At 73.2% G+C, this 23,229-nt stretch carries 24 protein-coding genes and 1 pseudogene; 11 read left to right on the forward strand and 14 right to left on the reverse strand.

Going from position 1 to position 23,229, the window contains the following annotated elements; all coding sequences use genetic code 11:
- The first annotated feature begins 163 nt into the window (after positions 1-163).
- Entirely contained in the window at positions 164-1,405 is a 1,242-nt protein-coding gene (locus tag ADL34_RS27020; protein ID WP_062664961.1) for a PP2C family protein-serine/threonine phosphatase, read from the forward strand.
- An 82-nt stretch (positions 1,406-1,487) separates the two neighbouring features.
- The gene (locus ADL34_RS27025) at positions 1,488-1,946 is read left to right on the forward strand and encodes a universal stress protein (protein WP_062664963.1); all 459 of its coding nucleotides are present in this window, start codon (positions 1,488-1,490) and stop codon (positions 1,944-1,946) included.
- Positions 1,947-1,959: 13 nt separating this feature from the next.
- On the opposite strand, the pseudogene ADL34_RS27030 reads toward ADL34_RS27025, so the two are convergent.
- Positions 1,960-2,741, reverse strand: a pseudogene (locus ADL34_RS27030) (DUF899 family protein).
- A 240-nt stretch (positions 2,742-2,981) separates the two neighbouring features.
- Between ADL34_RS27030 and ADL34_RS27035 the strand changes: the two are divergent.
- Genes ADL34_RS27035 through ADL34_RS27045 form a run of 3 tightly spaced genes read left to right on the forward strand, consistent with a single transcriptional unit; the run spans position 2,982 to position 6,663 of the window.
- On the forward strand, positions 2,982-4,808 hold the full coding sequence (locus tag ADL34_RS27035; RefSeq protein WP_062664965.1) for a glycoside hydrolase family 15 protein: 1,827 nt from the start codon (positions 2,982-2,984) through the stop codon (positions 4,806-4,808).
- Complete coding sequence (locus ADL34_RS27040; RefSeq protein ID WP_062664967.1) at positions 4,805-6,154, forward strand: glucose-6-phosphate dehydrogenase; 1,350 nt, start codon at positions 4,805-4,807, stop codon at positions 6,152-6,154. The genes ADL34_RS27035 and ADL34_RS27040 overlap by 4 nt, the downstream gene beginning before the upstream one ends.
- Positions 6,155-6,189: 35 nt before the next feature.
- Positions 6,190-6,663 (forward strand): gluconokinase, encoded by a 474-nt coding sequence (locus ADL34_RS27045; protein WP_079034011.1) that lies wholly within the window; start codon positions 6,190-6,192, stop codon positions 6,661-6,663.
- 45 nt (positions 6,664-6,708) lie between these two features.
- Here ADL34_RS27045 and ADL34_RS27050 read toward each other — a convergent pair whose 3' ends face one another.
- The gene (locus ADL34_RS27050) at positions 6,709-7,179 is read right to left on the reverse strand and encodes a GreA/GreB family elongation factor (protein WP_062664969.1); all 471 of its coding nucleotides are present in this window, start codon (positions 7,177-7,179) and stop codon (positions 6,709-6,711) included.
- 113 nt (positions 7,180-7,292) lie between these two features.
- Positions 7,293-8,933: a phosphoglucomutase (alpha-D-glucose-1,6-bisphosphate-dependent) gene (gene pgm / locus ADL34_RS27055; RefSeq protein ID WP_062664971.1), complete on the reverse strand. Its 1,641-nt coding sequence runs from the start codon at positions 8,931-8,933 to the stop codon at positions 7,293-7,295.
- 144 nt (positions 8,934-9,077) lie between these two features.
- Here pgm and ADL34_RS27060 point away from each other — a divergent pair, with 144 nt between their 5' ends.
- The gene (locus ADL34_RS27060; RefSeq protein ID WP_062664973.1) at positions 9,078-9,722 is read left to right on the forward strand and encodes a class I SAM-dependent methyltransferase; all 645 of its coding nucleotides are present in this window, start codon (positions 9,078-9,080) and stop codon (positions 9,720-9,722) included.
- Between the two features lie 34 nt (positions 9,723-9,756).
- Here the strand turns inward: ADL34_RS27060 and ADL34_RS27065 are convergent, their stop codons facing one another.
- The gene (locus ADL34_RS27065) at positions 9,757-10,629 is read right to left on the reverse strand and encodes a PhzF family phenazine biosynthesis protein (RefSeq protein ID WP_062664975.1); all 873 of its coding nucleotides are present in this window, start codon (positions 10,627-10,629) and stop codon (positions 9,757-9,759) included.
- Between the two features lie 112 nt (positions 10,630-10,741).
- Between ADL34_RS27065 and ADL34_RS27070 the strand changes: the two genes are divergently transcribed.
- Positions 10,742-11,173, forward strand: coding sequence for a VOC family protein (locus tag ADL34_RS27070; RefSeq protein WP_062664977.1), 432 nt, complete (start codon positions 10,742-10,744; stop codon positions 11,171-11,173).
- A 9-nt stretch (positions 11,174-11,182) separates the two neighbouring features.
- Here ADL34_RS27070 and ADL34_RS27075 read toward each other — a convergent pair whose 3' ends face one another.
- Positions 11,183-12,394 carry a phospholipase D-like domain-containing protein gene (locus ADL34_RS27075; RefSeq protein ID WP_062664979.1) on the reverse strand — a complete coding sequence of 404 codons (1,212 nt, stop codon included), beginning with the start codon at positions 12,392-12,394 and terminating at the stop codon, positions 11,183-11,185.
- Positions 12,395-12,515: 121 nt separating this feature from the next.
- Positions 12,516-12,803, reverse strand: coding sequence for a DUF4190 domain-containing protein (locus tag ADL34_RS27080; protein WP_062664981.1), 288 nt, complete (start codon positions 12,801-12,803; stop codon positions 12,516-12,518).
- A gap of 180 nt (positions 12,804-12,983) precedes the next feature.
- Here ADL34_RS27080 and ADL34_RS27085 point away from each other — a divergent pair, with 180 nt between their 5' ends.
- Positions 12,984-13,748 (forward strand): hypothetical protein, encoded by a 765-nt coding sequence (locus ADL34_RS27085; RefSeq protein ID WP_063892365.1) that lies wholly within the window; start codon positions 12,984-12,986, stop codon positions 13,746-13,748.
- Positions 13,749-13,767: 19 nt separating this feature from the next.
- Here the strand turns inward: ADL34_RS27085 and ADL34_RS27090 are convergent, their stop codons facing one another.
- The 4 genes from ADL34_RS27090 to ADL34_RS27105 form a co-directional block, all read right to left on the reverse strand.
- Positions 13,768-14,577 carry a universal stress protein gene (locus ADL34_RS27090; protein WP_179199421.1) on the reverse strand — a complete coding sequence of 270 codons (810 nt, stop codon included), beginning with the start codon at positions 14,575-14,577 and terminating at the stop codon, positions 13,768-13,770.
- Positions 14,578-14,670: 93 nt separating this feature from the next.
- Positions 14,671-15,456, reverse strand: coding sequence for a hypothetical protein (locus ADL34_RS27095; RefSeq protein WP_062664985.1), 786 nt, complete (start codon positions 15,454-15,456; stop codon positions 14,671-14,673).
- A 49-nt stretch (positions 15,457-15,505) separates the two neighbouring features.
- Entirely contained in the window at positions 15,506-15,931 is a 426-nt protein-coding gene (locus ADL34_RS27100; protein WP_062664987.1) for a hypothetical protein, read from the reverse strand.
- Complete coding sequence (locus tag ADL34_RS27105; RefSeq protein ID WP_062664989.1) at positions 15,928-17,799, reverse strand: hypothetical protein; 1,872 nt, start codon at positions 17,797-17,799, stop codon at positions 15,928-15,930. Before ADL34_RS27105 ends, ADL34_RS27100 begins: the two co-directional genes overlap by 4 nt.
- Positions 17,800-18,108: 309 nt before the next feature.
- Between ADL34_RS27105 and ADL34_RS27110 the strand changes: the two genes are divergently transcribed.
- On the forward strand, positions 18,109-18,735 hold the full coding sequence (locus ADL34_RS27110; RefSeq protein ID WP_062664991.1) for a glyoxalase: 627 nt from the start codon (positions 18,109-18,111) through the stop codon (positions 18,733-18,735).
- Here ADL34_RS27110 and ADL34_RS27115 read toward each other — a convergent pair.
- The 4 genes from ADL34_RS27115 to ADL34_RS27130 all read right to left on the reverse strand — a co-directional run bounded on the left by ADL34_RS27115 (position 18,719) and on the right by ADL34_RS27130 (position 21,387).
- The gene (locus tag ADL34_RS27115) at positions 18,719-18,925 is read right to left on the reverse strand and encodes a hypothetical protein (RefSeq protein WP_062664993.1); all 207 of its coding nucleotides are present in this window, start codon (positions 18,923-18,925) and stop codon (positions 18,719-18,721) included. The two genes, ADL34_RS27110 and ADL34_RS27115, sit on opposite strands and share 17 nt — an antisense overlap.
- 3 nt (positions 18,926-18,928) lie before the next feature.
- Positions 18,929-20,002, reverse strand: coding sequence for an NAD(+)/NADH kinase (locus tag ADL34_RS27120; RefSeq protein WP_062664995.1), 1,074 nt, complete (start codon positions 20,000-20,002; stop codon positions 18,929-18,931).
- 75 nt (positions 20,003-20,077) lie between these two features.
- On the reverse strand, positions 20,078-20,362 hold the full coding sequence (locus tag ADL34_RS27125) for a hypothetical protein (RefSeq protein WP_062664997.1): 285 nt from the start codon (positions 20,360-20,362) through the stop codon (positions 20,078-20,080).
- A gap of 167 nt (positions 20,363-20,529) precedes the next feature.
- On the reverse strand, positions 20,530-21,387 hold the full coding sequence (locus ADL34_RS27130; RefSeq protein WP_062664999.1) for a hypothetical protein: 858 nt from the start codon (positions 21,385-21,387) through the stop codon (positions 20,530-20,532).
- 261 nt (positions 21,388-21,648) lie between these two features.
- On the opposite strand from ADL34_RS27130, the gene ADL34_RS27135 reads away from it, so the two are divergent.
- Together ADL34_RS27135 and ADL34_RS27140 are read left to right on the forward strand one after the other, a co-directional pair.
- On the forward strand, positions 21,649-22,380 hold the full coding sequence (locus ADL34_RS27135; RefSeq protein WP_062665001.1) for a FadR/GntR family transcriptional regulator: 732 nt from the start codon (positions 21,649-21,651) through the stop codon (positions 22,378-22,380).
- Entirely contained in the window at positions 22,377-23,210 is an 834-nt protein-coding gene (locus ADL34_RS27140; RefSeq protein ID WP_062665003.1) for a sterol desaturase family protein, read from the forward strand. The genes ADL34_RS27135 and ADL34_RS27140 overlap by 4 nt, the downstream gene beginning before the upstream one ends.
- Positions 23,211-23,229: the final 19 nt, after the last annotated feature.

Here is a 23,229-nt window from a genome sequence, read left to right on the forward strand (position 1 = left end):
CCCCCCGCCCGGACGGCGCGCCCCGCGCCCTGCCGGCTTCGCCACCGGCCCCGCTGGCTTCGCCACCGCCCCCGCCGGGTCCCGCCGCCGGGAGAGCCGGGCGGCCGCACCCCCCGTAGATTGGTACCGACGGCGATCGCGCTCGGGGGTGCGGAGAGCGCGCATGACGGCGGACATCGAATTCACGGCCTTCTTCGACGCCACACCGAGCCCGTACCTCGTGCTGGACGCGGACCTGGTGATCCGCTACGTCAACCCGGCCTTTCTGAGGACCACCGGGCGCACCCCGGACGAACTCATCGGCAAGCCCTTCTTCGACGCCCTGCCGGAGAACCCCGGTGCCCACGCCGAACACGCCGAGGCCACCCTCAGAGCCTCCCTGACGCGTGTCCTGAACAGCGGGAAACCGGACACCCTGGTGCTCCAGCGCTACGACATCCCCGCCCCCGACGCCCCGGACGGCTTCGAGGAGCGCTGGTGGTCCGAGATCCACACCCCGATCGCCGGACCGGACGGCGCGGTGCGGTGGATCGTCCAGCGCGCCGACGACGTCACCGGGTTCGTCCGCTCCCAGCGTGCCCAGGAGCCGGCCGGCGAACTGACCGACCTGGAGAAGGGCATGGCCGCCGAGCTGTACGTCCGCGCCCGTGAGGTGCACCGGCTGAACCAGGAACTGCGCCAGGCCCACGCCCGGGAACGCCAGATCGGCGTGGCGCTCCAGGAGGCCATGCTCTCGGCCCCCGACCTCGAACTCCACCACGACGACATCGCCGTGCGCTATCTGCCCGCCGCCTCCTCGCTCAACGTCTGCGGCGACTGGTACGACGTCGTCGACCTGCCGCCCGACCGCTACGCCGCCGCCGTCGGGGACGTCGTCGGCCACGGCCTGCACGCCGCCGCCGTCATGGGCATGCTCCGCAGCGCCCTCAGCGCGGTGATCCGGGCCATCCCCAGCCCGGCCCAGGCGCTGGAGGTGCTAGGGCTGTACGCCCGTTCCGTGGAGGGCGCCACGGCGGCGACCGCCGTCAAGGTCCTCGTCGACACCCGCAGCCGGCTGATCATCTACAGCAACGCCGGGCATCCGCCGCCCGTGCTGCTCCACACCGACGGCTCGTTCGAGCTGCTGGACAAGGCGACCGACCCGCCCCTGGGAACCCGCGAGCACCATGTGCCCCGCCCCCAGGCCGGTGTCTCCTACCAGCCCGGCGACACCCTCGTGCTCTACACCGACGGCCTCATCGAACGCCGCGGGGAGGACATCGACGTCGGCCTGGCCCGGCTGACCACCGCCCTCGCCCAGGCCGGCGCTCTCGGGGCGGACCGGCTGGCCGACGCGCTGCTCGCCCGGCTCGACGTCGCGGGCGGCTCCTCCGACGACATCGCGCTGATCGTCGTCCGCCTCTGACGCCCCCGGCCGGCCCTGTGGGACTGCGGCGGGCCGCCGTCGGTACGAGGCTGGAGCCGGGCCGTCGAGCCGAGGAGGAGACATGGCCGAGCAGGACGGGACAGCGGACCGGGTGGTGGTCGGGGTGGACGGCTCGGACGCGTCCCGGCAGGCCCTGCGCTGGGCGGTACGGCAGGCGGGGCTCACCGGCGGCGAGGTGCGGGTGGTCGGTGCCTGGGTCATGCCGGCGTACCACGGGGCGCTCGGCTGGCTGCCGCCGGAGAGCGGCGACGAGGCGGCCCTGGAGGCACGTGCCCGTGACGAGCTCACCGAGGCGGTCCAGGACACCCTGGGGTCCCGGCCGCCGGTGCAGGTCCGCACCGAGGTGCGCTACGGCGCCCCCGCCGGGGTCCTGGTCGACGTGTCCCACGAGGCGTCGTTGCTCGTGGTCGGCAGCCGGGGCCGCGGCGGGTTCGCCGGACTGCTCCTCGGGTCGGTGGCGCAGCACTGTGTGCAGCACGCCGCCTGCCCGGTCGTGGTCGTGCGGGCAGGCGAGCGGTAGCCGCGGCCGGACGTCAGTGGTGCGGGCCGCGGCGGCCGAGCGTCGTCTCACGGGTGACGCCGGGCCGCGTCCACTGCGCCGCGGGCCGGCTGGCCGGACCCCAGGTGGGGTTGCCGTCGGCGTCCGAGCGCCAGTACCAGCAGGCGTCATGGGCGGGGGAGCCGCCCTCGGGGTGCTCCTCCCACGCCTCACCGCGCCCGTGGGGCGTCATGTCGAGCAGGGCGAGCGAGTTGTTGGCCGGCTCGTTGCCGCGGCCCGTCGTCCGGTAGGTCAGGAACGCGCGGTCGCCGTCGCGCAGATAGGCGGTGAGATAGCCCATCGCGCCGCCGACCGGCTCGTCCAGACCGCGCACCGAGTACCAGGGCTGCGTGTACCCCATGAAGTCCGTGAAGGCGGCCACCTCGTCCCACGGGCCGGTGGTCACGATGGCGAAGGAGACGCCGCGGCGTTCAGGTACACGGCGTCCCTCATGTGCCAGGCGGCCGTCGTGCAGCCCTCGCACTGGCCCTGGTGCGGGGCGCCGTCGTACCACATGTGCTTGTAGACGAGGAGTTCGTCACGGCCCTCGAACAGGTCGAGGAACGGGACCGGGCCGGCGGGTCCGACGACCTCGGCCGTGCCGTCGAACTCCACCATCGGCAGCCGGCGCCGGTCGGCCGCGAGGGCGTCACCCGCACGGGTGTGCGCCTTCTCCCGGACCAGGAGCTCGTCCCGGGCCTTCTGCCAGGTGGCCATGTCGACGACGGGCGGGCGGCCGGACAGCGAGGTGTCCGGGTCACGGGGAGCGGTGGTCATCATTTCCTCCGGGATCGGTGCGTCGGTGCGTGGGCAGTGCGCCGTGCGCACGGCGTCACAGGACAGACCGCCGCGGCGCCCGGAACTCATCGCACCCGGCCGGACGAAACACGCCTTGCACCGGACGGCCCCCGGACGTCACCGGAAAGGCGGCACCGGCCGCCCGGCCGCCGCGGGACCCGGCACGATCGGCATGAGGGCCCCGCGTCCTCGACGCCGACGCCGTGGAGGCGAACCCGCATGCACGACCCCGACCCACCGTTCCGGCCGGTCCGCCGGCGCGACGGCTGCCTGCCGCTGGAGGACCTCGGACTCATCGGTGACGGCACGACCGCCGCCCTCGTCGGCGTCGACGGCTCCATCCCCTGGCTCTGCCTGCCCCGCTTCGACTCGGAGCCCGTCCTGTGCGGCCTGCTGGACCACGCCCGGGGCGGCCACTTCACCCTCGTACCCGACGACCTCGTGGAGGCGCGGCAGTACTACGTTCCGGACACCGGCGTCCTGGTCACCGAACTGCGCGGCCCCACCGGGCTCGTCCAGGTCACCGACGCGCTGGCGCTGCGGTCCGGCGCCGACCTCACCGACGACGTGCCGGCCGCCCGCGGCGAGCTCGTCCGCTCGGCACGGGTGCTGGCCGGGCACGTCCGGCTGCGCGCCGAACTGGCGCCCCGCGGCGGCGCCCGGACCCGGGCGGTGTTCAGCGGACTCGAGGTGCTGCCCGCCGGGCGCCCCGACCTGCGGCTGCACCTGCGCTCCAACCGTCCGCTCGACGGCCTGCGCACCGTCCACGACCTGCGGCAGGGCGACCGGCTCGACGTCGTCCTGTCCTGGGGGCGCTTCCACCGGCACCACCGGTTCGACGCGGAGGCGATGCTGCGGGCCACCACCGACGCATGGCACCGCTGGACGCGCCACCTCGCCTACGACGGCCCGGAGGAACGCCTGGTACGGCGCTCCGCGATCACGCTGAAACTCTGCGACGACTGGGCGCACGGCTCACTCGTCGCCGCCCCCACGTCCTCCCTGCCCGCCCCGATCGGCGGCATCCGGAACTGGGACTACCGCTACGCCTGGATCCGCGACGCCGCCTACGCCGTGTTCGCCCTGCGCCGCATCGGCTTCGGCGGCGAGGCCGACGCCTTCCTCGGCTGGGTCCTCGACGCCTTCGAGGACACCGGACGGTCCCGCATCATGTACGACCTGCGAGGCGGACCGGTGCCCGACGAGGTCGTGGACGCCGCCCTGGAGGGGTACCGGGGGTCCGCCCCGGTGCGCTGGGGCAACGGCGCCGCCGACCAGCGTCAGCACGACGTGTACGGCGAGATCCTGGACTGCGCCCACCAGTGGCTGCGCGCCGGCGGTGAGATCCAGCCGGCGCTGTGGGCGAGCCTGGCCGGTCTCGCGGACACCGCCGAGCAGGCGTGGCGCCACCCCGACCAGGGGATCTGGGAGGTGCGCAGCGAGGGCCGCGTGTTCACCTACTCGGCCGGGCTCTGCCAGGTCGCCCTGGACCGGGCCGCGCGGATCGGTGAACACCTCGGACTGCCCGGCCCCGTCACCGTCTGGCGGGCGGCTGCGGAACGGTTGCGGCAGCTCGTCCTGGACTCCTGGGACCCCGGGGCGCGGACCCTCAGCGCGCACCTGGACGGCGGCGGGATCCTCGACGCCAGTCTCCTCGCCCTGCCGCTGCGCGAGGTCGTGCCGGCCGGCCACCCCCGGATGACGGCGACCACGACCGCGATCGCCGAGCGCCTGTCGGCCGGCGGCGGTCTGCTGTACCGCTATCTTCACGACGAGTCACCCGACGGGCTCGCCGGGGACGAGGGCGCGTTCGTGCTGTGCAGCTTCTGGCTGGTGGACAACCTCGTCGCACAGGGCAGGATCGAGGAGGCGGAGGACCTCTACGCCTCGCTGTGCGCCCGGGCGAGCCCGCTGGGGCTGCTGTCGGAACAGATCGATCCCACGACAGGAGAGTTCATGGGGAACTTCCCGCAGGCGTTCAGCCACATCGGGGTCGTCGCGAGCGGTGTGAACCTGGCCCGGGCGAGGGCGGGCACCCGGCGATGATCAAACGGCTGGCCGTCTTCGGTGCCACGGGCGACCTCACCGCCCGTTTCCTGCTGCCCGCGCTGGCCGCCCTGCGGGGCGCGGGCCACCTCGGCGACGACCTGGACCTGGTCTGCGCCGGGCGCCAGTCCTGGAGCACCGCGCGCTACCGGGAGTGGGCGGCGGAGCGGCTCGGCCCCGAGCGGTCCCCGGACGAGGAGGCCGTGGTGGCGTCGGCCCGCTACGTGCGGTGCGACGTCACCGACCCCGCCGAGGTCGCCGCCGCCCTCGACGGGGACGGGCCCGTCGCCGTCTATCTGGCGCTGCCCCCGGCGGTGTTCCCCGCGGCGGTCGTCGCGCTGCACGACGCCGGACTGCCGGAGGGCAGCCGGATCGTCCTGGAGAAGCCGTTCGGCGAGGACCTGGCCGGAGCGCGGGAGCTGAACCGGCTGCTCGCCGGGCTGGTGCCGGAAGAGGCGGTGTTCCGCGTCGACCACTTCCTGGCCATGACGACGGTGCAGAACGTCCTCGGCAGCCGGCTGACCAACCGGGTGCTGGAGCCGCTGTGGAACAGCACGCACATCGCCGAGGTCGAGATCGTCTGGGACGAGTCCCTCGCCCTGGAGGGCCGGGCCGGCTACTACGACCACGTCGGCGCCCTCAAGGACATGATCCAGAACCATCTGCTGCAACTGCTGTGCCTGGTCGCCATGGAACCGCCGATCACCCTCGGCGAGCGCGACCTGCGGGACCGCAAGGTCGACGTGCTGCGCTCGGTGCGGCCGCTGACCGACGAGGACGCCGTGCGCCGCACCCGCCGCGCACGCTACCTGCCGGGCCGGATCGGCGACCGGGACATCCCCGCCTACGCCGACGAGGAGGGCGTCGACCCGGCGCGCCGCACCGAGACCTTCGCCGAGGTGGAACTGGAGATCGACAACTGGCGGTGGGCCGGGTGCGTCTTCCGGCTGCGCAGCGGCAAGGCGCTGGGCACGAACCGCAAGGAGGTGGCCGTCCGCTTCCGCTCCGTACCCCATCTGCCGTTCGGCCACGGCGAGACGGCCCTGCCGAACGTGCTCCGCTTCCAGCTCGAACCCGAAGGGCTCACCCTGGTCCTGACGGGCACCGGCTCACCCACCCACGAGTTCACCCCGCTCTCGCTCACCGCCCGGATGGACCCGCCGCCCCTGCCCGCCTACGGCAGGGTCCTGCTGGACGTGCTCACGGGCGACCCGGCCCTGTCGATCCGCGCGGACGAGGCGGAGGAGGCGTGGCGGGTCGTCGAGCCCGTGCTGTCCGCGTGGCGCGATGACCGCGTGCCGCTGGAGGAGTACCCGGCCGGCTCCGACGGCCCGCCCGCCCGGTGACAGTGCGCGACGCCCGCCGCCCCTGCGTCGTGGTCATGGGGGTGTCCGGGACGGGCAAGTCCACGGTGGGCCGGCTGCTGGCCGCACGCCTCCAGGTCCCCTTCGCGGACGCCGACGACCTGCATCCGCCGGCCAACATCGCCAAGATGTCGGCGGGCGACCCCCTCGACGACGCGGACCGCCTGCCCTGGCTGGAGAGCGTCGGCCGGCTGCTGTACGCGCACGAGACCGCCGGCACGGGCGCCGTCGTCAGCTGCTCCGCGCTCAGACGCCGCTACCGGGACGTCCTGCGCGCGGCCTGCCCGAGCGTCTTCTTCCTGCATCTCACCGGTGACCCGCGGCTGCTCGCGGAGCGCGTCGGGCGGCGGAGCGGCCACTTCATGCCCCCCGGGCTGCTCGCCTCGCAACTGCGGACGCTGGAACCCCTGGAGCCGGACGAGCAGGGCGCACGACTCGACGTGACGTCCCCTGCCGAGGAGGTCGCCGCCAGGGCGGCACGGCTGCTGTGAAGAGACGATCACGCCCTGGGAACAAGCCGGTTGGGGGCGGAACGGTCAGTCGGCCCGCCCCAGGGAGACCACGACCGCGCTCTCCGAGCCGCCCGGTGTGTGGTAGTGCACCGTGTCGCCCGGTTCATGGCCCAGCAGGGCCCGGCCGAGCGGGCTGTCGACGGTGACCAGCGAACCGTCCGAGCCCACGGTCGTCTCCCCGACCTGGAACGTCTCCTGGGAGCCGTCGGTGAACCGCACGGTGACCGTGCTGCCCACGTCCACGCGGTCGTCCCGCGGCGGGCCCGCCGTGTCGGCGGTGTCCAGCCGCGCCGTGAGCTCCGTGATCCTGGCGTCGATCCGGCGCAGGTCGTTCGCGCGCTGCAACTCGTCGGCCGCGTCGGCGAGGTCGCCGACCGAGGCGTCCGAGTCCCTGAGGGTCGAGGCGACGGTGTCGCGCTCCGTGCGCAGCCGTGACAGCTCCTGCTCCACGGCCTGACGAGCGGTGCTGCGGGTCGGCGCGGGTTGGCTGGACATGCCTGCTCCTGGGGCCGGAGACGATGTGTCCCTATTTTAGACACTTCGCCGGATCCTGACCCGTCCGAGCCTGAGGTCCCCCGAGCCCGCGCCGCTCCGGCGGCTCCCGCCCGTCAGCCGCCCAGCGCCGCGAGGACCACGGACTTGGCCTCCTCCTGGACCCGCCGCAGATGCTCAGCGCCCTGGAACGACTCGGCGTAGATCTTGTAGACGTCCTCGGTGCCCGACGGGCGGGCCGCGAACCAGGCGCTGTCCGTGGCGACCTTGATGCCGCCGAGGGCGGCCCCGTTGCCCGGGGCCTCGGTGAGCACCGCGGTGACCGGCTCACCGGCGAGGGTGTCGGCGGTGACCTGGCGCGGGGACAACTTCGCGAGCAGCGCCTTCTCCTCGCGCGTGGCGGGCGCGTCGATCCGCGCGTAGGCGGGGGAGCCGAAACGCTCGGTGAGCCCCGCATAGTGCTGGGACGGCGTCCGGCCGGTGACGGCCGTGATCTCGGAGGCGAGCAGCGCCAGGATGATGCCGTCCTTGTCGGTGGTCCACACCGAGCCGTCGCGGCGCAGGAAGGACGCGCCCGCCGACTCCTCGCCGCCGAAGCCGAGCGAGCCGTCCGACAGGCCGTCGACGAACCACTTGAACCCGACCGGTACTTCGACGAGTTGCCGGCCGACGTCCGCGGCCACCCGGTCGATCATGCCGGACGACACCAGGGTCTTGCCGATCCCCGCGCCCGCCGGCCACTGCTCCCGGTGCGAGAAGAGGTACGAAATCGCCACGGCCAGATAGTGGTTGGGGTTCATCAGGCCACCGTCCGGGGTGACGATGCCGTGCCGGTCGGCGTCCGCGTCGTTCCCGGTGGCGATGTCGAACCGGTCGCGCCGCTCGATCAGCGAGGCCATCGCGTACGGCGAGGAGCAGTCCATGCGGATCTTGCCGTCCCAGTCCAGCGTCATGAAACGCCAGGTGGGATCGGTGAGCGGATTGACCACCGTCAGATCCAGGCGGTGCTCCTCGGCGATACGGCCCCAGTAGGCGACGGACGCCCCGCCGAGCGGGTCGGCGCCGATGCGCACCCCGGCCGACCGGATCGCGTCCAGGTCCAGCACCTGCGGCAGGTCGGCGACGTACGCGCCGAGGAAGTCGTGGCGGCCGGTGCCGGGCGCGGCCAGGGCGCGGCTGTAGGGGATGCGCCGTACGTCCTTCAGGCCGCCCGCGATGATCTCGTTGGCGCGGTCCTGGATCCAGCGGGTCGCCTCGGAGCCGGCGGGGCCGCCGCTGGGCGGGTTGTACTTGAAACCGCCGTCGGCGGGCGGGTTGTGTGAGGGCGTGACCACCACGCCGTCCGCGAGCGCGGACGTACGGCCCCGGTTGTACGTGAGGATCGCGTGCGAGACGGCCGGGGTCGGCGTGTACCCGTCGTTCTGGTCGATCAGGACGGTCACGTCGTTGGCCGCGAAGACCTCCAGGGCCGTGACCCGGGCCGGCTCGGACAGGGCGTGGGTGTCGGCGCCCAGATACAGGGGGCCGTCGGTGCCCTGCGCGGCCCGGTACTCGCAGATGGCCTGGCTGGTCGCGGCGATGTGGTCGTCGTTGAAGGCCACCGCCAGGGACGAGCCGCGGTGCCCGGAGGTGCCGAACGCCACCCGCTGCCCGGGCTCGGCCGGGTCGGGGCGCAGGGCGTAGTAGGCCGTCACCAGCCGGGCCACATCGACCAGGTCCTCGGGCCCCGCGACCTGCCCCGCACGCGCGTCCTGCATGTCCTGCTCCTTACGCACACGTCGTCCGTTGGGTACGCCCCCATTGTCCCCCGCCCGTCGCGGCGGGACGCGCACCGGGCGCCCGTTGTGGCGTGTACCCGGCCGGTGCGACCATGCACTCCGGCGACGGAAGGGGACGACGACGTGAGCCATGACGACCGACGGCCGCCCGCGGCGGTGCTGTTCGACGCACTGGGCACGGAGTACGAGAAGGCCTTCGCGCACGCTCCAGCGCACCTGTCCGCGCTGGAGTGGCTGACCGGGCAGCTGCCGCCGGACGGCGGACACGTCCTCGACGTGGGCAGCGGCACCGGACGGCCCACGGCCGCGGTGCTCGTGGCCGCGGGCCACTCCGTGCTCGGCGTCGACGTCTCCCCGGTCATGGTCGACCTGGCCACCCGTCAGGTGCCGGGCGCCGAGTTCCGCCACGCCGACATCCGCGAACTCCCGCTGGAGGAGCGCTCCTTCGACGGGGTGTGCGTGTTCTTCTCGCTGCTCCAGATGTCCCGCGCCGACCAGACGGCGCTGATGCGGCGGCTGGCCTCCACGCTGAAGCCGGGCGGGCACCTGGTGCTGGCCACGGTGCCCGCAGACGTGGAGGATTTCGAGGTGGTCTTCATGGGCCGGGCGATCCGCGCGACCAGCTTCCCGGAGGACGGCGTGCTCGCCCTGGCCCGGGACGCAGGACTGACGGTGCTGTCCACGCAGACCGCGCTCTTCACCCCCGACCACCCGGACGCCGGCCCCGAGCCCCACCTCTTCCTGCGCTGCCGCCGCGACGGCGCCTGAAGGCTGTTCTGCGACAGCCTTCAGCCCCGCCGGGTCAGCCGATGCGGGTGCCCGCGCCGCTCACCCGGACCCGTGGGTCGCCCGCGCGCAGCGTCACCGTCAGCTCGCCCGGGCGGCCCATGTCCTGGCCCTGGAACAGGGTCAGGACGGCGTCCTCCGGGACCAGGCCCAGCTCCCGGGCGTAGGCGCCGAACGCGGCCGCGGCGGCGCCGGTCGCCGCGTCCTCGACGACCCCGCCGACCGGGAAGGGGTCCCGCACATGGAAGACGGTGGGGGACTCACGCCACACCAACTGGACCGTCGTGAGGTCGAGTCGGTGCATCAGGGCCTCCAGACGAGCGAAGTCGTACGACAGGTCGGCCAGGCGGCCGCGGGTCGCGGCCGCGAGGACGAGATGACGGGCGCCCGCGAAGGCGACGCGGGGCGGAAAGGCCGGGTCGAGATCGGCGGCCGGCCAGTCGAGCGCGGCCAGCGCCTCGTCGAGATCGGCGTCCTCTACGTCCTCCAGACGCGGCTCCACACTGGTGAGGGTCGCCCTGACCGTCCCGCCGTCGTCCGTCACCTCCACCGGCACGACACCGGCGGGCGTCGTGAACACCAGCTCGCCGGGCCCGATCCGCTCGGACAGCGCGATCGCCGCCGCGACGGTGGCGTGCCCGCAGAACGGCACCTCCGCCTTGGGGCTGAAGTAGCGGATGGTGTACGCCCGCCCCTCGGGGCCCCCGCTGTCCGCGGGAGGCGCCGTGAGGAAGGCGGACTCCGAGTACCCGAGGTCCGCGGCGATCGCCAGCATCTCCGCGTCGTCGAGACCGGTGGCGTCCAGGACCACACCGGCGCGGTTGCCCCCCTCGGAGGAGGTGGAGAAGGCGGTGTACCGGAGCACCTCGGGCTGCGCGTTCGTCGTCATGCTCGGGAAACCCGCCCGGGTCCAAGGTCATTCCCGGCCCGCACCCCGAACGCCCGTACGCGTGGACGAAAAACGGATGAGCATGCGGGCACCCGTTGTTAGGGTGCCTCCCGTGTCAACGATCAGGAAGGTCCAGGTCACGTTCGACTGCGCCGATCCGGAGCGCCTCGCCCGCTTCTGGTGCGAGGTCCTCGGGTATGAGGTGCCGTCGCCCCCGGCCGGCTTCGGCACCTGGGACGCCTACCGCGCCGCCCAGCCGGAGGAGGAGCGCGGCGCGTGGTTCGCCTGCCAGGACCCCTCCGGGGTGGGGCCGCGGCTGTACTTCCAGCGCGTCCCCGAGGGCAAGGTCGTCAAGAACCGGGTCCACCTCGACGTGCGGGTCGGCACCGGCCTCCGGGGCGAGGAACGCCTCGCCGCGCTGGAGGCCGAGTGCGCGCGTCTCCTCCCGCTGGGCGCGGTCCGCGAGCGCCTGCTGTACGACGGCGGGGACGACTCCTGCATCGTGATGCGGGACATCGAGGGCAACGAGTTCTGCCTGGACTGAGCGCCCCGCTCAGAGGAAGCGCCGGATGGGCGTGACCGCGGCCTCCTTCACACGCTGCACCGCGGCGCGCCGCCGCCACCGGCTCAGGTCGATCTCCACACTCTTCTCGAGGTCGGCCTCGAAGTCCCGGTCGAGGGTGGCGGTGAAGTCCTCGTCCAGCACGGCGAGCATGACCTCCTCGTCGTGGTCCATGGACCGCCGGTTGAAGTTGGTGGAGCCGATCAGGGCGGCCACCGAGTCCACGGTGATGATCTTCGCGTGCATCATCGTCGGCTGGTACTGCCGGATGTGCACGCCGGCTTCGAGCAGCCGCGTGTAGTGCTGCTGGCCCGCGAGCTGGCAGGCCCGCTGGTCGGTGTGCGGCCCGGGCAGCAGGATCTCGACGCGCACCCCGCGTTCGGCGGTCCGGCACAGCAGGTCGACGAAGTAGTCGTCGGGCGCGAAGTAGGCGGTGGCCAGCCGGAAGCGTTCCTCCGCCGAGGTGAGCATGACCCGGATGAGGGTCTGCATGTCCTGCCAGCCGATGCTGGCGGACCCGCGCACCACCTGCACCACCGACGACCCCTCCTGCGGGTGCTCGGTGAAGCGGTCGCGCTCGTCGAAGAGCTCCTCGTGGCACTCCGCCCAGTTCTGTGCGAACGCGGCGGCGATCCCGTCGACCGCCGGGCCACGGACCTGTACGTGCGTGTCCCGCCACTCCGAGGGGTTGCGGGCATCGCCGCACCACTCCTCGGCGATCCCCACACCCCCGGTGAACGCGGTGTGCTCGTCGACGACGAGGGCCTTGCGGTGACAGCGGTGGTTCTGCTTGAACGGGGACAGCCACACGGGCTTGCGGAACCACGCGATCTGCACGCCGGCCGAGCTCATCAGCTCGAGCAGCCGGCCCTCGATCTCCTTCGCGCCGAACCCGTCCAGCAGCAGCCGCACCCGTACACCCGCGCGGGCGCGGTCGGCGAGGGCGACGGCGAAGTCACGGGCGATCTGACCCTTCCAGTAGACGAAGGTCATCATGTCGATGGTGTGCTCGGCCGCGCGGATCGCGCCGAGCATCGCGGGGAAGATCTCGTCGCCGTTGCGCAGCGGGACGAGCGTGTTGCCCTCCGTCGCCGCCACCCCGATGAGCCGTTCCAGACGGCGGCGCAAGCGCTGCTTGCGGTCCTCCGCCGCCGACGGTCTGTCCTGCTCGGGACTGGGTGCCGGTATGCCGTCGAGTATCACGTCGGGTCTCCCACAGGGCGAGAAGAGGGGTACGTCAGGGGGCCGCTCCCGCGGCCCCCTGAGCGGATGCCCCGTCGTCGCGTGCTCACGCCCCGCGGCCGTACGGGTGTCCCCGCGGCGGTCAGCCGCCGACGTACCAGCTGAAGCCACCGTTGCTCGCGGCGAGCGTGACGAACAGGATCCACAGGACCACGTCGACCACGCCGAGGATGATGCCCGCCTTCGCCATGCCCGCGCCGTTCTTCCCACCCGCCTGACGCCGGGCGAGGGCACCGAAGACGATGGCCAGGGGGCCGAGGATGATGTTCAGGATGAACAGCCCCACGATGCCGCAGACCAGGCTCGCGATCGCCATGCCGTTGGTGCGCGACCCCGAGGTCGCGGCCGAGGAACCACCGTAACTCGCCATTGCACACTCCCTGTCGCCTCGCGCGACGCCGAACGCGCCGCGCTCTCCTCACTGTTGGCTGCCTTGCCCGAATGCCCCCATCCGGCGGACTCATGTCTGCGGGGAGGGCAACGGCCGGGCCCCTTCGGCAGTCGTACGCAGTGCCGAACGCGGCAGTGGGAGCGCCCCCTTGGAGGAACGATGAGTCGTCGCGGTGTCGTCGTGGGAACCGCCGTGGTGCTGCTGGCGGGAGCCGGTGTCCCGGCCGGGGCCGCCCCCGTGGACCGCGCGGGCGGGCCGGTGGTCGGCCAGGCCGTCGTCAACGAGGGGCGTGACGTCGTCGTGGGCACCACGCACGACGTGACCTTCCCGGTCACGGTCACCGGCTCGGGCGACCCCGCCCTGACGTTCGTCGACGTCGACCTGAAGGGGCCGCACGGCGGCTTCTACACCACGGACGCCTTCTGCGAGACCGCCACGGCCTGCACGACGAGGTTCACCGTCGACGCGCACCTCGCGCCCGGCGCCGACGACCCGGTGGACCTCGGCAACGCGCAGGCGGGCACCTGGTCCGTCGACGCGCTCGCCGACACCGGGGACGGCACGTCCGTCTTCGCCCGGGACGTGGGGTCGTTCTCCCTCAAGCGGGCCGCACGGCTCACGGTGAACGCCTCGCCGGAACCGGTGACCAAGGGCGCCCGGTTCATCGTCACGGGCCGCCTCGTACGGGCCGACTGGGACACCTACCGGTACACCGGATACGCGGGCCGGACGGTCACGCTGCAGTTCCGCCCCAAGGACTCCAGCGCCTACACCACGGTGGCGACCGCCAGGACGAACGGCACCGGCGACCTGCACATCATGGTCGAGGCCGCCAAGGACGGCTACTGGCGCTGGAACTTCGCCGGCACCACCACCACGGGCGCGGCCAAGGCCACCGGCGACTACGTGGACGTACGGCCTTGAGACCGATGCATCCAGGCGGTCAGTCCCTGCCGCGGACGACGGCCACCGGGCAGTGCGCGTGGTGCAGCACGGCCTGGCTGACCGAGCCGAGCAGCAGCCCGGCGAAACCCCCGCGTCCCCGCGCGCCCACCACGACGACCTGGGCGTTCCTGCTGGACTCGATCAGCATCTCGCGGGGTTCGCCGCTCAGCACCTGCTGCCTGACCACCACGTCCGGGTACCGCTCGGCGAACCCGGCGAGCGCCAGCGACAGCAGCCGCTCGGCGGCCTCCACGCCCGTACCGGCCGGCGCGTAGTCCGGCTGCCACACGTGCACGGCGAGCAGTTCGGCCCCGCGCAGCTCCGCCTCGGCGACGGCGAACTCCAGGGCGCGCTCGCCCTGCGGGGACCCGTCGACGGCGACCACGACCGGACCGCTCTCGTGCGGTTCGCCCCGGATCACCAGCACCGGGCACAGGGCGTGCGCGGCGAGGGAGACGGCCGTCGACCCCAGCAGCATCCCGACGAAGCCGCCGACACCCCGGGCGCCGACGACCAGCAGGTCCGCGGTCCGTGACTCGGCGGTCAGCACCTCCACCGCGCCGCCGTGCACCACCTCATGGGTGATCTCCAGCTCGGGGGCCACCGCGTGGGCGTGGTCCGCCGCCTCCCGCATCAGCTCCTCCACCGGGGCCGGGTCCGGCGGCGAGTACATCGGCCGGGTCAAGGGGCCGAAGGCATGCACCACCCGCAGCCCGGCACCGCGCCGCCCGGCCTCGTGCGCGGCCGTCTCCACCGCCGCCCGGCACGACGACGAACCGTCCACACCGGCGACCACGAGCTTTCCCACCGGACCTCCTGCACCACCGGACCCCCGAACGACACGCCTGTCCAAGGATCACTCCGGCCCGGCCGCGCTGCCACCCACGCGCGGCCGGACGGCTCACCCGCCGTCCGGGCCGCCGGGCGCGGGGCAGGTCTCCCCGGGCGGGCAGAACCAGGCGGCGGCCGTGTCGATCAGCTCCCGTTCGGCGGAGTCGTCGTTGTCGGGGCCGTAGGCGACCAGCGCGTAGCGATTGCCGTCGGCCGCCCGGAACCGGTGGTCGATGACATGCCGCACGGTCCCGGAGTCCGACTCGCCGGCGATCTCGGTGGCCCGGTACTCGTGTTCGGCGGCGTCGTCGGGCGCCGACGGGATCGGGCCCATGTCGATCCGTTCGTACCCGTCCAGCCGGGCGGCCGCCTCCTGGGCGATGACGAGCGAGTCGTACGGCGCGAACTCCTCCAGCTGGAAGATCTGCAGGCGGCGCAGTCCGTCCGGGCTGCTGTAGTCGACGATCCGGATGCCGTACTTCGACTCGCTGCGCTCCGCCGTCCAGTCGGCGGGGACCGCGATACGGAACCCTTCGTCGTCCTGCACCTCGGCGTAGCCCCCGGGCAGGACCGCCGACGCCGTGGCCGTGCCGTCCGTGCTCTCCGTCGCCGGGTCGGAGGGCTCGGTCCCCTCCTGCTCCTGCGCGGTGGGGGACGGGGGCGGCGGAGGCGGTTCCGGCTCGTCCTTCCAGCCGAACGCCCACACGCCGAAGCACATCCCCACCGCGGCCAGGACCATGCCGCCGCGCCGCACCACGCGCTGCTGGCGCGGCAGATCCAGGTCCCGGTCCGGCTGGTACAGGCGTTCACGGCGCCCGTCCGCCCAGTCCTGCCGCTCCCTGTCGTACACCTTCATCGCCGTCGTCCCTCCAGGCTGCCGGCCGTCTCGCACTGTCCGGTCGGCGTCAGCCGAGCAACTGGGCGATGCCCTGCACCACGGCGGTCGCCGACGCCACCGCGCCCGCCGCTGCCGCCTGCGAGCCGAGCCAGCGCCGCACGCCGCCCAGCACCCGGGTGAGGCGCCCCTGCTCCGCCGTGCCCGAGCGGGTGAGCTCCTCCTGCAGGCCCACGAGTTCGTCGTGCAGGGCCGCGTCGTCCGCCCCGCGTCCGGCCCCCTCGGGCAGCTCGGCCAGCAACTCCCGTACGGCGGTGAGCAGTTCCTGATGGGCGGTGTCGAGCGGAGCGCCACCCGTGGTGTTGTACGACACGGCCCGGCCCTCCCGGCCGGTGGCGATGGAGCCGCCGGTCATCGACCCGATGGTGACGCCGCCTCCGGCCGCGTCCGGGCCCTCGCTCCCGGCGGGCTGCGGGGAGGTGGTGTTCTGGCTCATGCGGGGTTACCTTCCTGACGCGCACGGCCGCTGCCGGGCGGGGGAGCGGTGTGCGAGTTCGCCTGTCCGTGGCTGCCGGTGGCGATGGAGCCGCCCGACATGTCCTGGATGAAGACGCCTCCACCGCTGACCTGGTAGATGTGCTGCTCGAACTCCTCGGTCCGGTAGCCGTGTTCGCGCAGCGCCGTACGGACACCGCCCACGATCCGCTCCTCGACCGTCTTGATGTACCGCTCGGCGTCCATGTCCTGGAAGCGCGATAGCTTCTGCTGCGCGGCGAGCCCCCGCAGCGACACACGGGGCACGTCCGGCGGCTCCGCCCCCTCGGACCAGCCGGCGGCGATCTCCCGGCGCAGACCGCCGAGCGCGCCGATCGCGCAGTCCAGGCCGATCGCGGGAGCGTGCCGCAGGGCGCGCAGCGCCGCGCTGTGCCACTTCTCCGGCAGCCGCTCCACCAGCGCGTCCACGCCGCGGAACTCCTTGCGGATCGGCCCCAGCACATAGGACTCGGCCTCCAGGACGAGCATCCCGCCCTGGGTGTGCACGCGCACCAGCACCGTCACCACGAGCTGTTCGTGCCAGCCGCCGACACGGACGCGCAGGAAGACGCGCCGGGCCTCGCCGCCCTCGTCGATCGCCTCGTCCAGATGCGCGGCGATCTGCTCCGGGTCGTAGACGGCGTACTCGGCGGTGCCGCGGCCCCGGTCCGTGACGGCGTGGGCGCTCGCGTCGTCCACGCCCCCGAGCTCCACCTGCTCCGACCGGCCGACGCCTCCCGGCAGGAACAGGAACCGCTCGATCTCCAGGTCCCGCAGCCGGTCGCGCCCGGTGCGCGCCGCGGACTCCCGCAGCTCCACCAGCTGCGGCTCGATCAGGTCCAGCGCGGCACGGGCCGTCAGCCGCTCCCTGGCGCGCGGCGGACCACCGGCCGCGTGACCGTCGTGGGCACCGCGGTCCCCGCCGTCGACCTGCGCGGGGATACGGTCGCGGCGGCCGTCGGGCAGCTTGCGGAGCTCCATCGCGAACGACCAGCTCCGCTTGCGTGCGCCGAGCCCGACGAACGGCCGCTCCACGTCGTACAGCGTGACCGGGGCGTGCTGCTCGCGGCGGATGTCGCGGACCAGGCCGTCGTACGGCAGGCCCGCGGGCAGGCCGGGCTGGGTGGCTGTGCGGAACGTCCACTTCGACAGCCACTGGCACAGCGCCTTGCGGTGCGCCGCCTGGTGCTGCCAGCCGATGAGCGCGATCAGGAGGGGGAACAGCGCCGGGTACGGCGTCTGCGCGGTGCCGTCCAGCAGCCCGGCCAGGTACCAGTACCAGTACAGGGCGACGAACAGCAGACTGCCCGCGGTGGCGAGGCTGCTCATGCCGTCGGCGGCGCGGGCCACCGGGGCGGGAAGCCCCAGCTCCTTGACGGATGGCCCCCGTTCGCTGAGCGCGGCGGCGAACCACAGGGTGAGCGTCACGACGGCGTAGAGCTGGGACCAGGGCAGCCACAGCTCGCCGGAGACGTTCAGCGTGCCCTCGTACATCGCGGGGAACACGTCCCCGAAGCCCACGTCGGCGTCGGGGCCCCAGCGGTCGGACAGGCTGTCCCACGCCATCAGGAAGTCGGAGACGAGGAACCCGGCCCAGGCCGCGAGCATCAGCAGCGCCGTCCGGACCTCCTGGCGGGCGACGCGGACGGCGTGTGCCAGCACCGGCACCACGTCCACGCCGAGGGAGGGGGCGACGGGGCGCTCCTGGTGGCCGACGAGCTCGTCGATGACCTGGCGTCGGAAGGTGGCGTCCTGGTAGACGCCGGCGCACAGCAGCCGGGTGGCCTCCGTGCGGCTGTAGCGGTCTTCGGGAAGGCTGGTGCCCGGCACTGTGCTCCCATGGTCGTGAAGGGTGGTGCTGTCCCCGGGGCGACCTGACGGCTCCGGCGCCGCACGGGAACCGCCTCACGGGGGCGGTGCCGCCACCGGACGACGGAGTCGGGAACAGGAGCGCGAGGCTAGAGGACCGCGGAACGCGACACGCGCGGCACAAACGCTTTCTCCCCCGATCCGGTGAATGTGCCAGAGACCCCTGGACAGCGCACGGCAAGGCGTCTCCGCGGGACGGTGCGGACGGGCGCAGCAGACCGGTCAGGAATCGAGAAGCGCGGCGCCCGGGACCCTTCTAGCGTCTTCCCCATGACTTCCATCGACTTCCTCACCCTCGAAGTGGCCGACCCGGCCGCCGCCGAACGCTTCTACACCACCGCCTTCGGGCTGGACGGCCAGATCCGCTTCCAGGCCTCCGAGGCACCCAGCACCGGCTTCCGCGGCTTCACCCTCTCCCTGGTGGTGGCCCAGCCCGCCGACGTCGACGCCCTCGTCGGCGCGGCGGTGGACGCGGGCGCCACCATCCTGACGCCCGCCGCCAAGTCGCTGTGGGGCTACGGGGGTGTCGTCCAGGCACCCGACGGGACGATCTGGCAGCTGGCCTCCTCGTCCAAGAAGAACACCGGCCCGGCCACCCGCGCGTTCCAGGAGATCGTGCTGCTGCTCGGCGTCGAGGACGTCAAGGCCAGCAAGCAGTTCTACGTCGAGCACGGCCTCGCGGTGGGAAAGAGCTTCGGCGGCAAGTACGCCGAGTTCGAGACCGGCGCGGGCCCCGTGAAGCTGGCGCTCTACAAGCGCCGCGGCCTCGCCAAGGTCGCCGGCGTCTCCCCGGAGGGCACCGGCTCCCACCGTCTGACGATCGGCAGCGCCGCAGGACCGTTCACCGACCCGGACGCCTTCGAGTGGACGACGGCGGACGTCAACGCCGGGCGGTGACCCGTGCGGCTACGCCGGCGGCCGGCCTCCGGGTGGCGCTGCGGCGAAGGGAGATGCCCGGAGCGAGCAGCCGGCTGCCGGACAGCGCCCCCGTCGAGGCCGTCGTGCCCCAGCCGTTCGCCGCGTAGAAGCGGGCGGGATCGTCGCCTAGGAAGAGCGAAGGGAAGAAGACGGCGTTGATCCCGGCCATGTCCTACGGTGCGCGCGGCGGCCCGTCCGGTGCCGTCAGCAGGGCCAGGTGCGCGATGTCGCCCGGCGGTGGCGTGGTCACCGACCACAGGGGCGCGGGCGAACCGTCGGCGACGGCCGCGGGCGCGTCGGTCAGGTTCATCCGCTCCCGCAACCGCCCGTAGAAGTCCATCGGCCCCAGCCGTACGGCCCGCAGCCGGCGCCGTGCGGCGTACACACCGATCCAGTCACCGGGCCCCAGCACACCGCGCAGCTGCCCGTCGATGCTGATCGCCGCCTGCCCGGACCGCTCCAGGATGCGCAGCCCGACCGGTTCGTCGGGCGCGGTGACCACCGACCGGTCGAACGCCATGTGCGGGGCGACCGGCGTGAAGACGAGCGCCTCCGCACGCGGCGAGACGACCGGCCCGCCGGCCGCGAAACTGTAGGCGGTCGACCCCGTCGGCGTAGCCACCAGCAGGGCGTCCGCCGAGTACGAGGCCAGCAGCCTGCCCGACACATAGACGCCCACCGACACCTGCCGGTCGCGGGCCAGCTTCTCCAGCACCACGTCGTTGAGCGCCGTCACGTCCAGCGGGACGCCCCAGTCCTCGTCGACCCGGCAGTCCGACCGCACCCGGGGAGGCGGCAGCAGCGGGCCGCGCCCGTACTCCATCAGGGCCTCCATGCCGGGTGGCACCTCCAGCAGACGGGAGGTGCGCAGGGCGAGCAGCAGGCGGCTGTCGATGTCGAAGCGCTCCTCATGCACCGCGTCCAGCGCGGCCCGCATGGCGGTCGCCGACACCTCCGTCAAAAAGCCCACCCGTCCCAGGTCCACCCCGAGGACGAGGGCGTCGTTCTCCGCGGCCAGCCGGGCGCCGCGCAGGAACGTGCCGTCCCCGCCCAGCGTCACGACGAGGTCCGGGTAACCGGCCGCCTCGACCTCGTCGCGGGCGTTGTGCCGGCCGCCCTCCTGCCACACGTCGATGTCGACGCACGGCACACCCTGCTCGGCGCACCAGGCACGCACCGCGGCGGCCGCGGTCGCGGCCTCCGGACGCCCGCCGTGCACCACCAGTCCCAGTCGGTTGACCGTCACCGTTGCCTCCAGAGTGTCGTGGTCCCGGCCGGGGCCGCGGATGCGGGGGAGAGGTCCGTACGGTGCCGGCGCCCGCTACGAATGGGCCACGACCTCGCCGGCCGTCACCAGGGGCGGCTGGGGCAGCAGCTCGGCCAGCCGCTCCCGTACGAAGTCACCGGCCCGCCGCGTCGACTCGTCGGCACCCGCCCGGTCCTCGAAGACGCCGGTCGACAGCATCACGCCGTCCGACGCGTCGACCCAGTAGTAGGCCACGAACCCCGGGACCTGGCGAAGGAGCGGCACGAACTCCTCCTTCACCCGACGACCCGCCTCCGCCGGATCGGTCACGCCTTCGTACCGCCGCACCACTGCGTACATGGCCACTCTCCTCCAGGTCGTGAGCCGGTCCGCAGACGCCGTACCCGCCACCGCCCGGGCGACGGACCCGGGCAGCCGCAAATCACCGGAACGGCGCCGGACGCTGGTCCGTTCGGGGGTGGCGCAGGGCGGTCGGCGCGCCTTGCGCAGTGCGGTCGGGGCGGGCGTCAGCCGGCCTCCTCCGGGCTCTGCTCGGAGGAGGCGGAGGGCGCGGTGGGCGCGGAGGGTGTCGTGGGTGCGGACGACCCGGACGCGTCCGGGACCGTGTAGAAGACGGACCGGCCCTGCTTGCTGCGGTGCGCCTGGGTCCTGGCCACGAGACCTTCGAGCGTGCTACGCACCACCGTCGCCTTCACACCGCGCTCGGGGTACCGCTCGGCCAGCGCCGAGGCGACCTCGGCGGCGGAGCGGGGCTCCTGGCGCTCGGCCAGATGACCGCGCACGAGTTCGACGAGTGACGGCGAGGACGCGCTGGACGAAGTGGCGGCTTCGACGGCCTTGGCGGAGGTCTTGGCAGTGCTCCTGCCGGTGTTCCTGCCGAGGTTCTTACCGGCGTTCTTGTCGCTGTTCGTGGACGCGCTCTTGGCGCCGGTGCGGCGGCGGCCCGGGACGCCGGTGCCGGTGCTCCTGCCCTTGGCCGGCTTGGCCGGGCGGGTCTCCTTCGTCCGCTTGCCGGCGCCCGCCGCCTTGGTGCGCCGGGTGGTGCGCGGCTCCTGGGTGCGCGGCGCGGGCACGACCGCGACGGGCTCGTCCTCTTCCTTGTGCTCCGCTTCCTTGTGCTCCGCTGCCGGCTGTTCCGCCTCCGGCCGTTCCGGCGCGGCGACGGACTCCTGGGCGGCTCCCAGGGCCCGCTGGATGTTCTCCAGCACGCTCTGGTCGTGCCGCAGCGCCGTCAACTGGCCCCGCAACGCCTCGATCTCACCGGCGATGCGGTCCTGTTCCTTGCGGTTGCGCTCCAGGTCGGCGGTCACCTGGGCGCTGTACTGCGAGGTCAACTCCGTGACCGTGGTGCTGTTTCCGGACATGACGCGTGGCACCTCTCTCTACGTGTCCCTGTCGCGGACACCGGGTCCGCACGTATGCAGAATCTAACGGCTCAAGCGCTGACCCGACCGCCGCCCGACGTTCATCGATTGCCAACGCACAGGTTCGGAGCCGGGTTTCACGAACGAATCGGCAACCGTCCGAGTCCGATTAGCGACGCCGCCGGGGAACTGGTTCAAGCCACGGCGCCGTTCTGGTCCAACCAGTTGACCAGTCACCGCCGACACCGCCAGGCTGTGTGCATGACAGAGCAGCGCATCCGCCGTGAGGCGGTCTCGGACCAGTTGTTCACGCTGCTCCGGGACCGGGTCCTCAGCGGCGCCCTCGCCCCGGGCACACCGCTGACAGCCGAGCGTGATCTGGCCGCGGAGTTCGGAGTGAACCGGCACGCGGTGCGGGAGGCGGTGAAGCGGCTCCAGCAGGCGAGGCTCGTCGAAGTGAGCCACGGCGGCCGCACGCGCGTGCTCGACTGGCGGCGCACGGCCGGACTCGACCTCGCCCTGCAACTCGCGCACACCGACGGTCTGTCCGTGTCCCACGACCTCAGCCGCGACATCCTGGAGATGCGGGCGTCCATCGGGGCGGACGCGGCGAGGCTGTGCGCCGCGCGCTGCCCGGAGGAGACCGTGTCCGAGATCGTCGGCGCCGCGGCGGCCTACGCCCACCGCGGTCCCGACCTCGCCGACCTGGCGGCCGCGGACGTCGCGTGGTGGCGGCTCATCGTCGAGGGCTCCGGGAACATCGCCTATCTACTGGCCTTCAACACGCTGGTCGAGGACCGCTTCACCGCCGGCGAGGTCCCGGTCGCCCTGCGCGCGACCGAACTGCTCGACATCGCGGGGCACATGAAGCTCGCCGCCCTGATCGCCTCCCGCGACGAGCAGGGTGCCGAGGCCGCGGCCCGCGCCCTGCTGGCCCGCAGCGTCCGCGCCGCCCGCCCCACCACCCGGGAGTCCGAAGGAGGTACGGCGTGATACCCGCCGTCGTCTACGCCATCCCCGCGTTCGTCCTGCTGGTCGCCGTCGAGGCGCTGTCGTACCGCTTCCTGCCGGACGACGACGAACGCGCCTACGAGGCCCGTGACACCGCGACCAGCATGTCGATGGGCGCCGGCAGCCAGGTCATCGCCCTGCCGTGGAAGGCGGTGGTGATCGTCGCGTACGCGGCCCTCTACACCGTGGCGCCCTGGCAGCCGTCCCCCGGATCGGTGTGGACCTGGGTGCTGCTGTTCTTCGCCGAGGACCTGGCCTACTACGCCTACCACCGCGCGCACCACCGGGTACGGCTGCTGTGGGCGAGCCACGTGGTGCACCACTCCAGCGTGCGGTTCAACCTGTCGACGGCGCTGCGGCAGAGCTGGACGCCGATGAGCGGTTTGCCGTTCTGGATGCCGCTCGCCCTGCTCGGAATCCCGCCGTGGATGATCCTGCTCCAGCAGTCGATCAGCCTCATCTACCAGTTCTTCCTGCACACCGAGCGGGTGGACCGCCTGTGGCGGCCCATCGAGCTCGTCTTCAACACGCCCTCGCACCACCGCGTCCACCACGGCTCCAACAACGTCTACCTGGACCGCAACTACGGCGGCATCCTCATCATCTGGGACCGCCTCTTCAGGACGTTCCAGCCGGAGGGCGAACGTGTCGTGTACGGGCTGACGAAGAACATCGACACCTACAACCCCCTGCGCGTCGCCTTCCACGAGTACGCGGCGACCTGGCACGACATCCGGACGGCCACCCGCTGGCGCGACCGCGCGGGCTACGCGTTCGGCCCACCGGGGTGGACCCCGCAGCCGGAGAACTGACCTCGGGGACGCGGTCGTG

This window comes from Streptomyces sp. NRRL WC-3605, assembly GCF_001509795.1.
In the GTDB taxonomy this organism is placed as follows: domain Bacteria; phylum Actinomycetota; class Actinomycetes; order Streptomycetales; family Streptomycetaceae; genus Streptomyces; species Streptomyces viridochromogenes.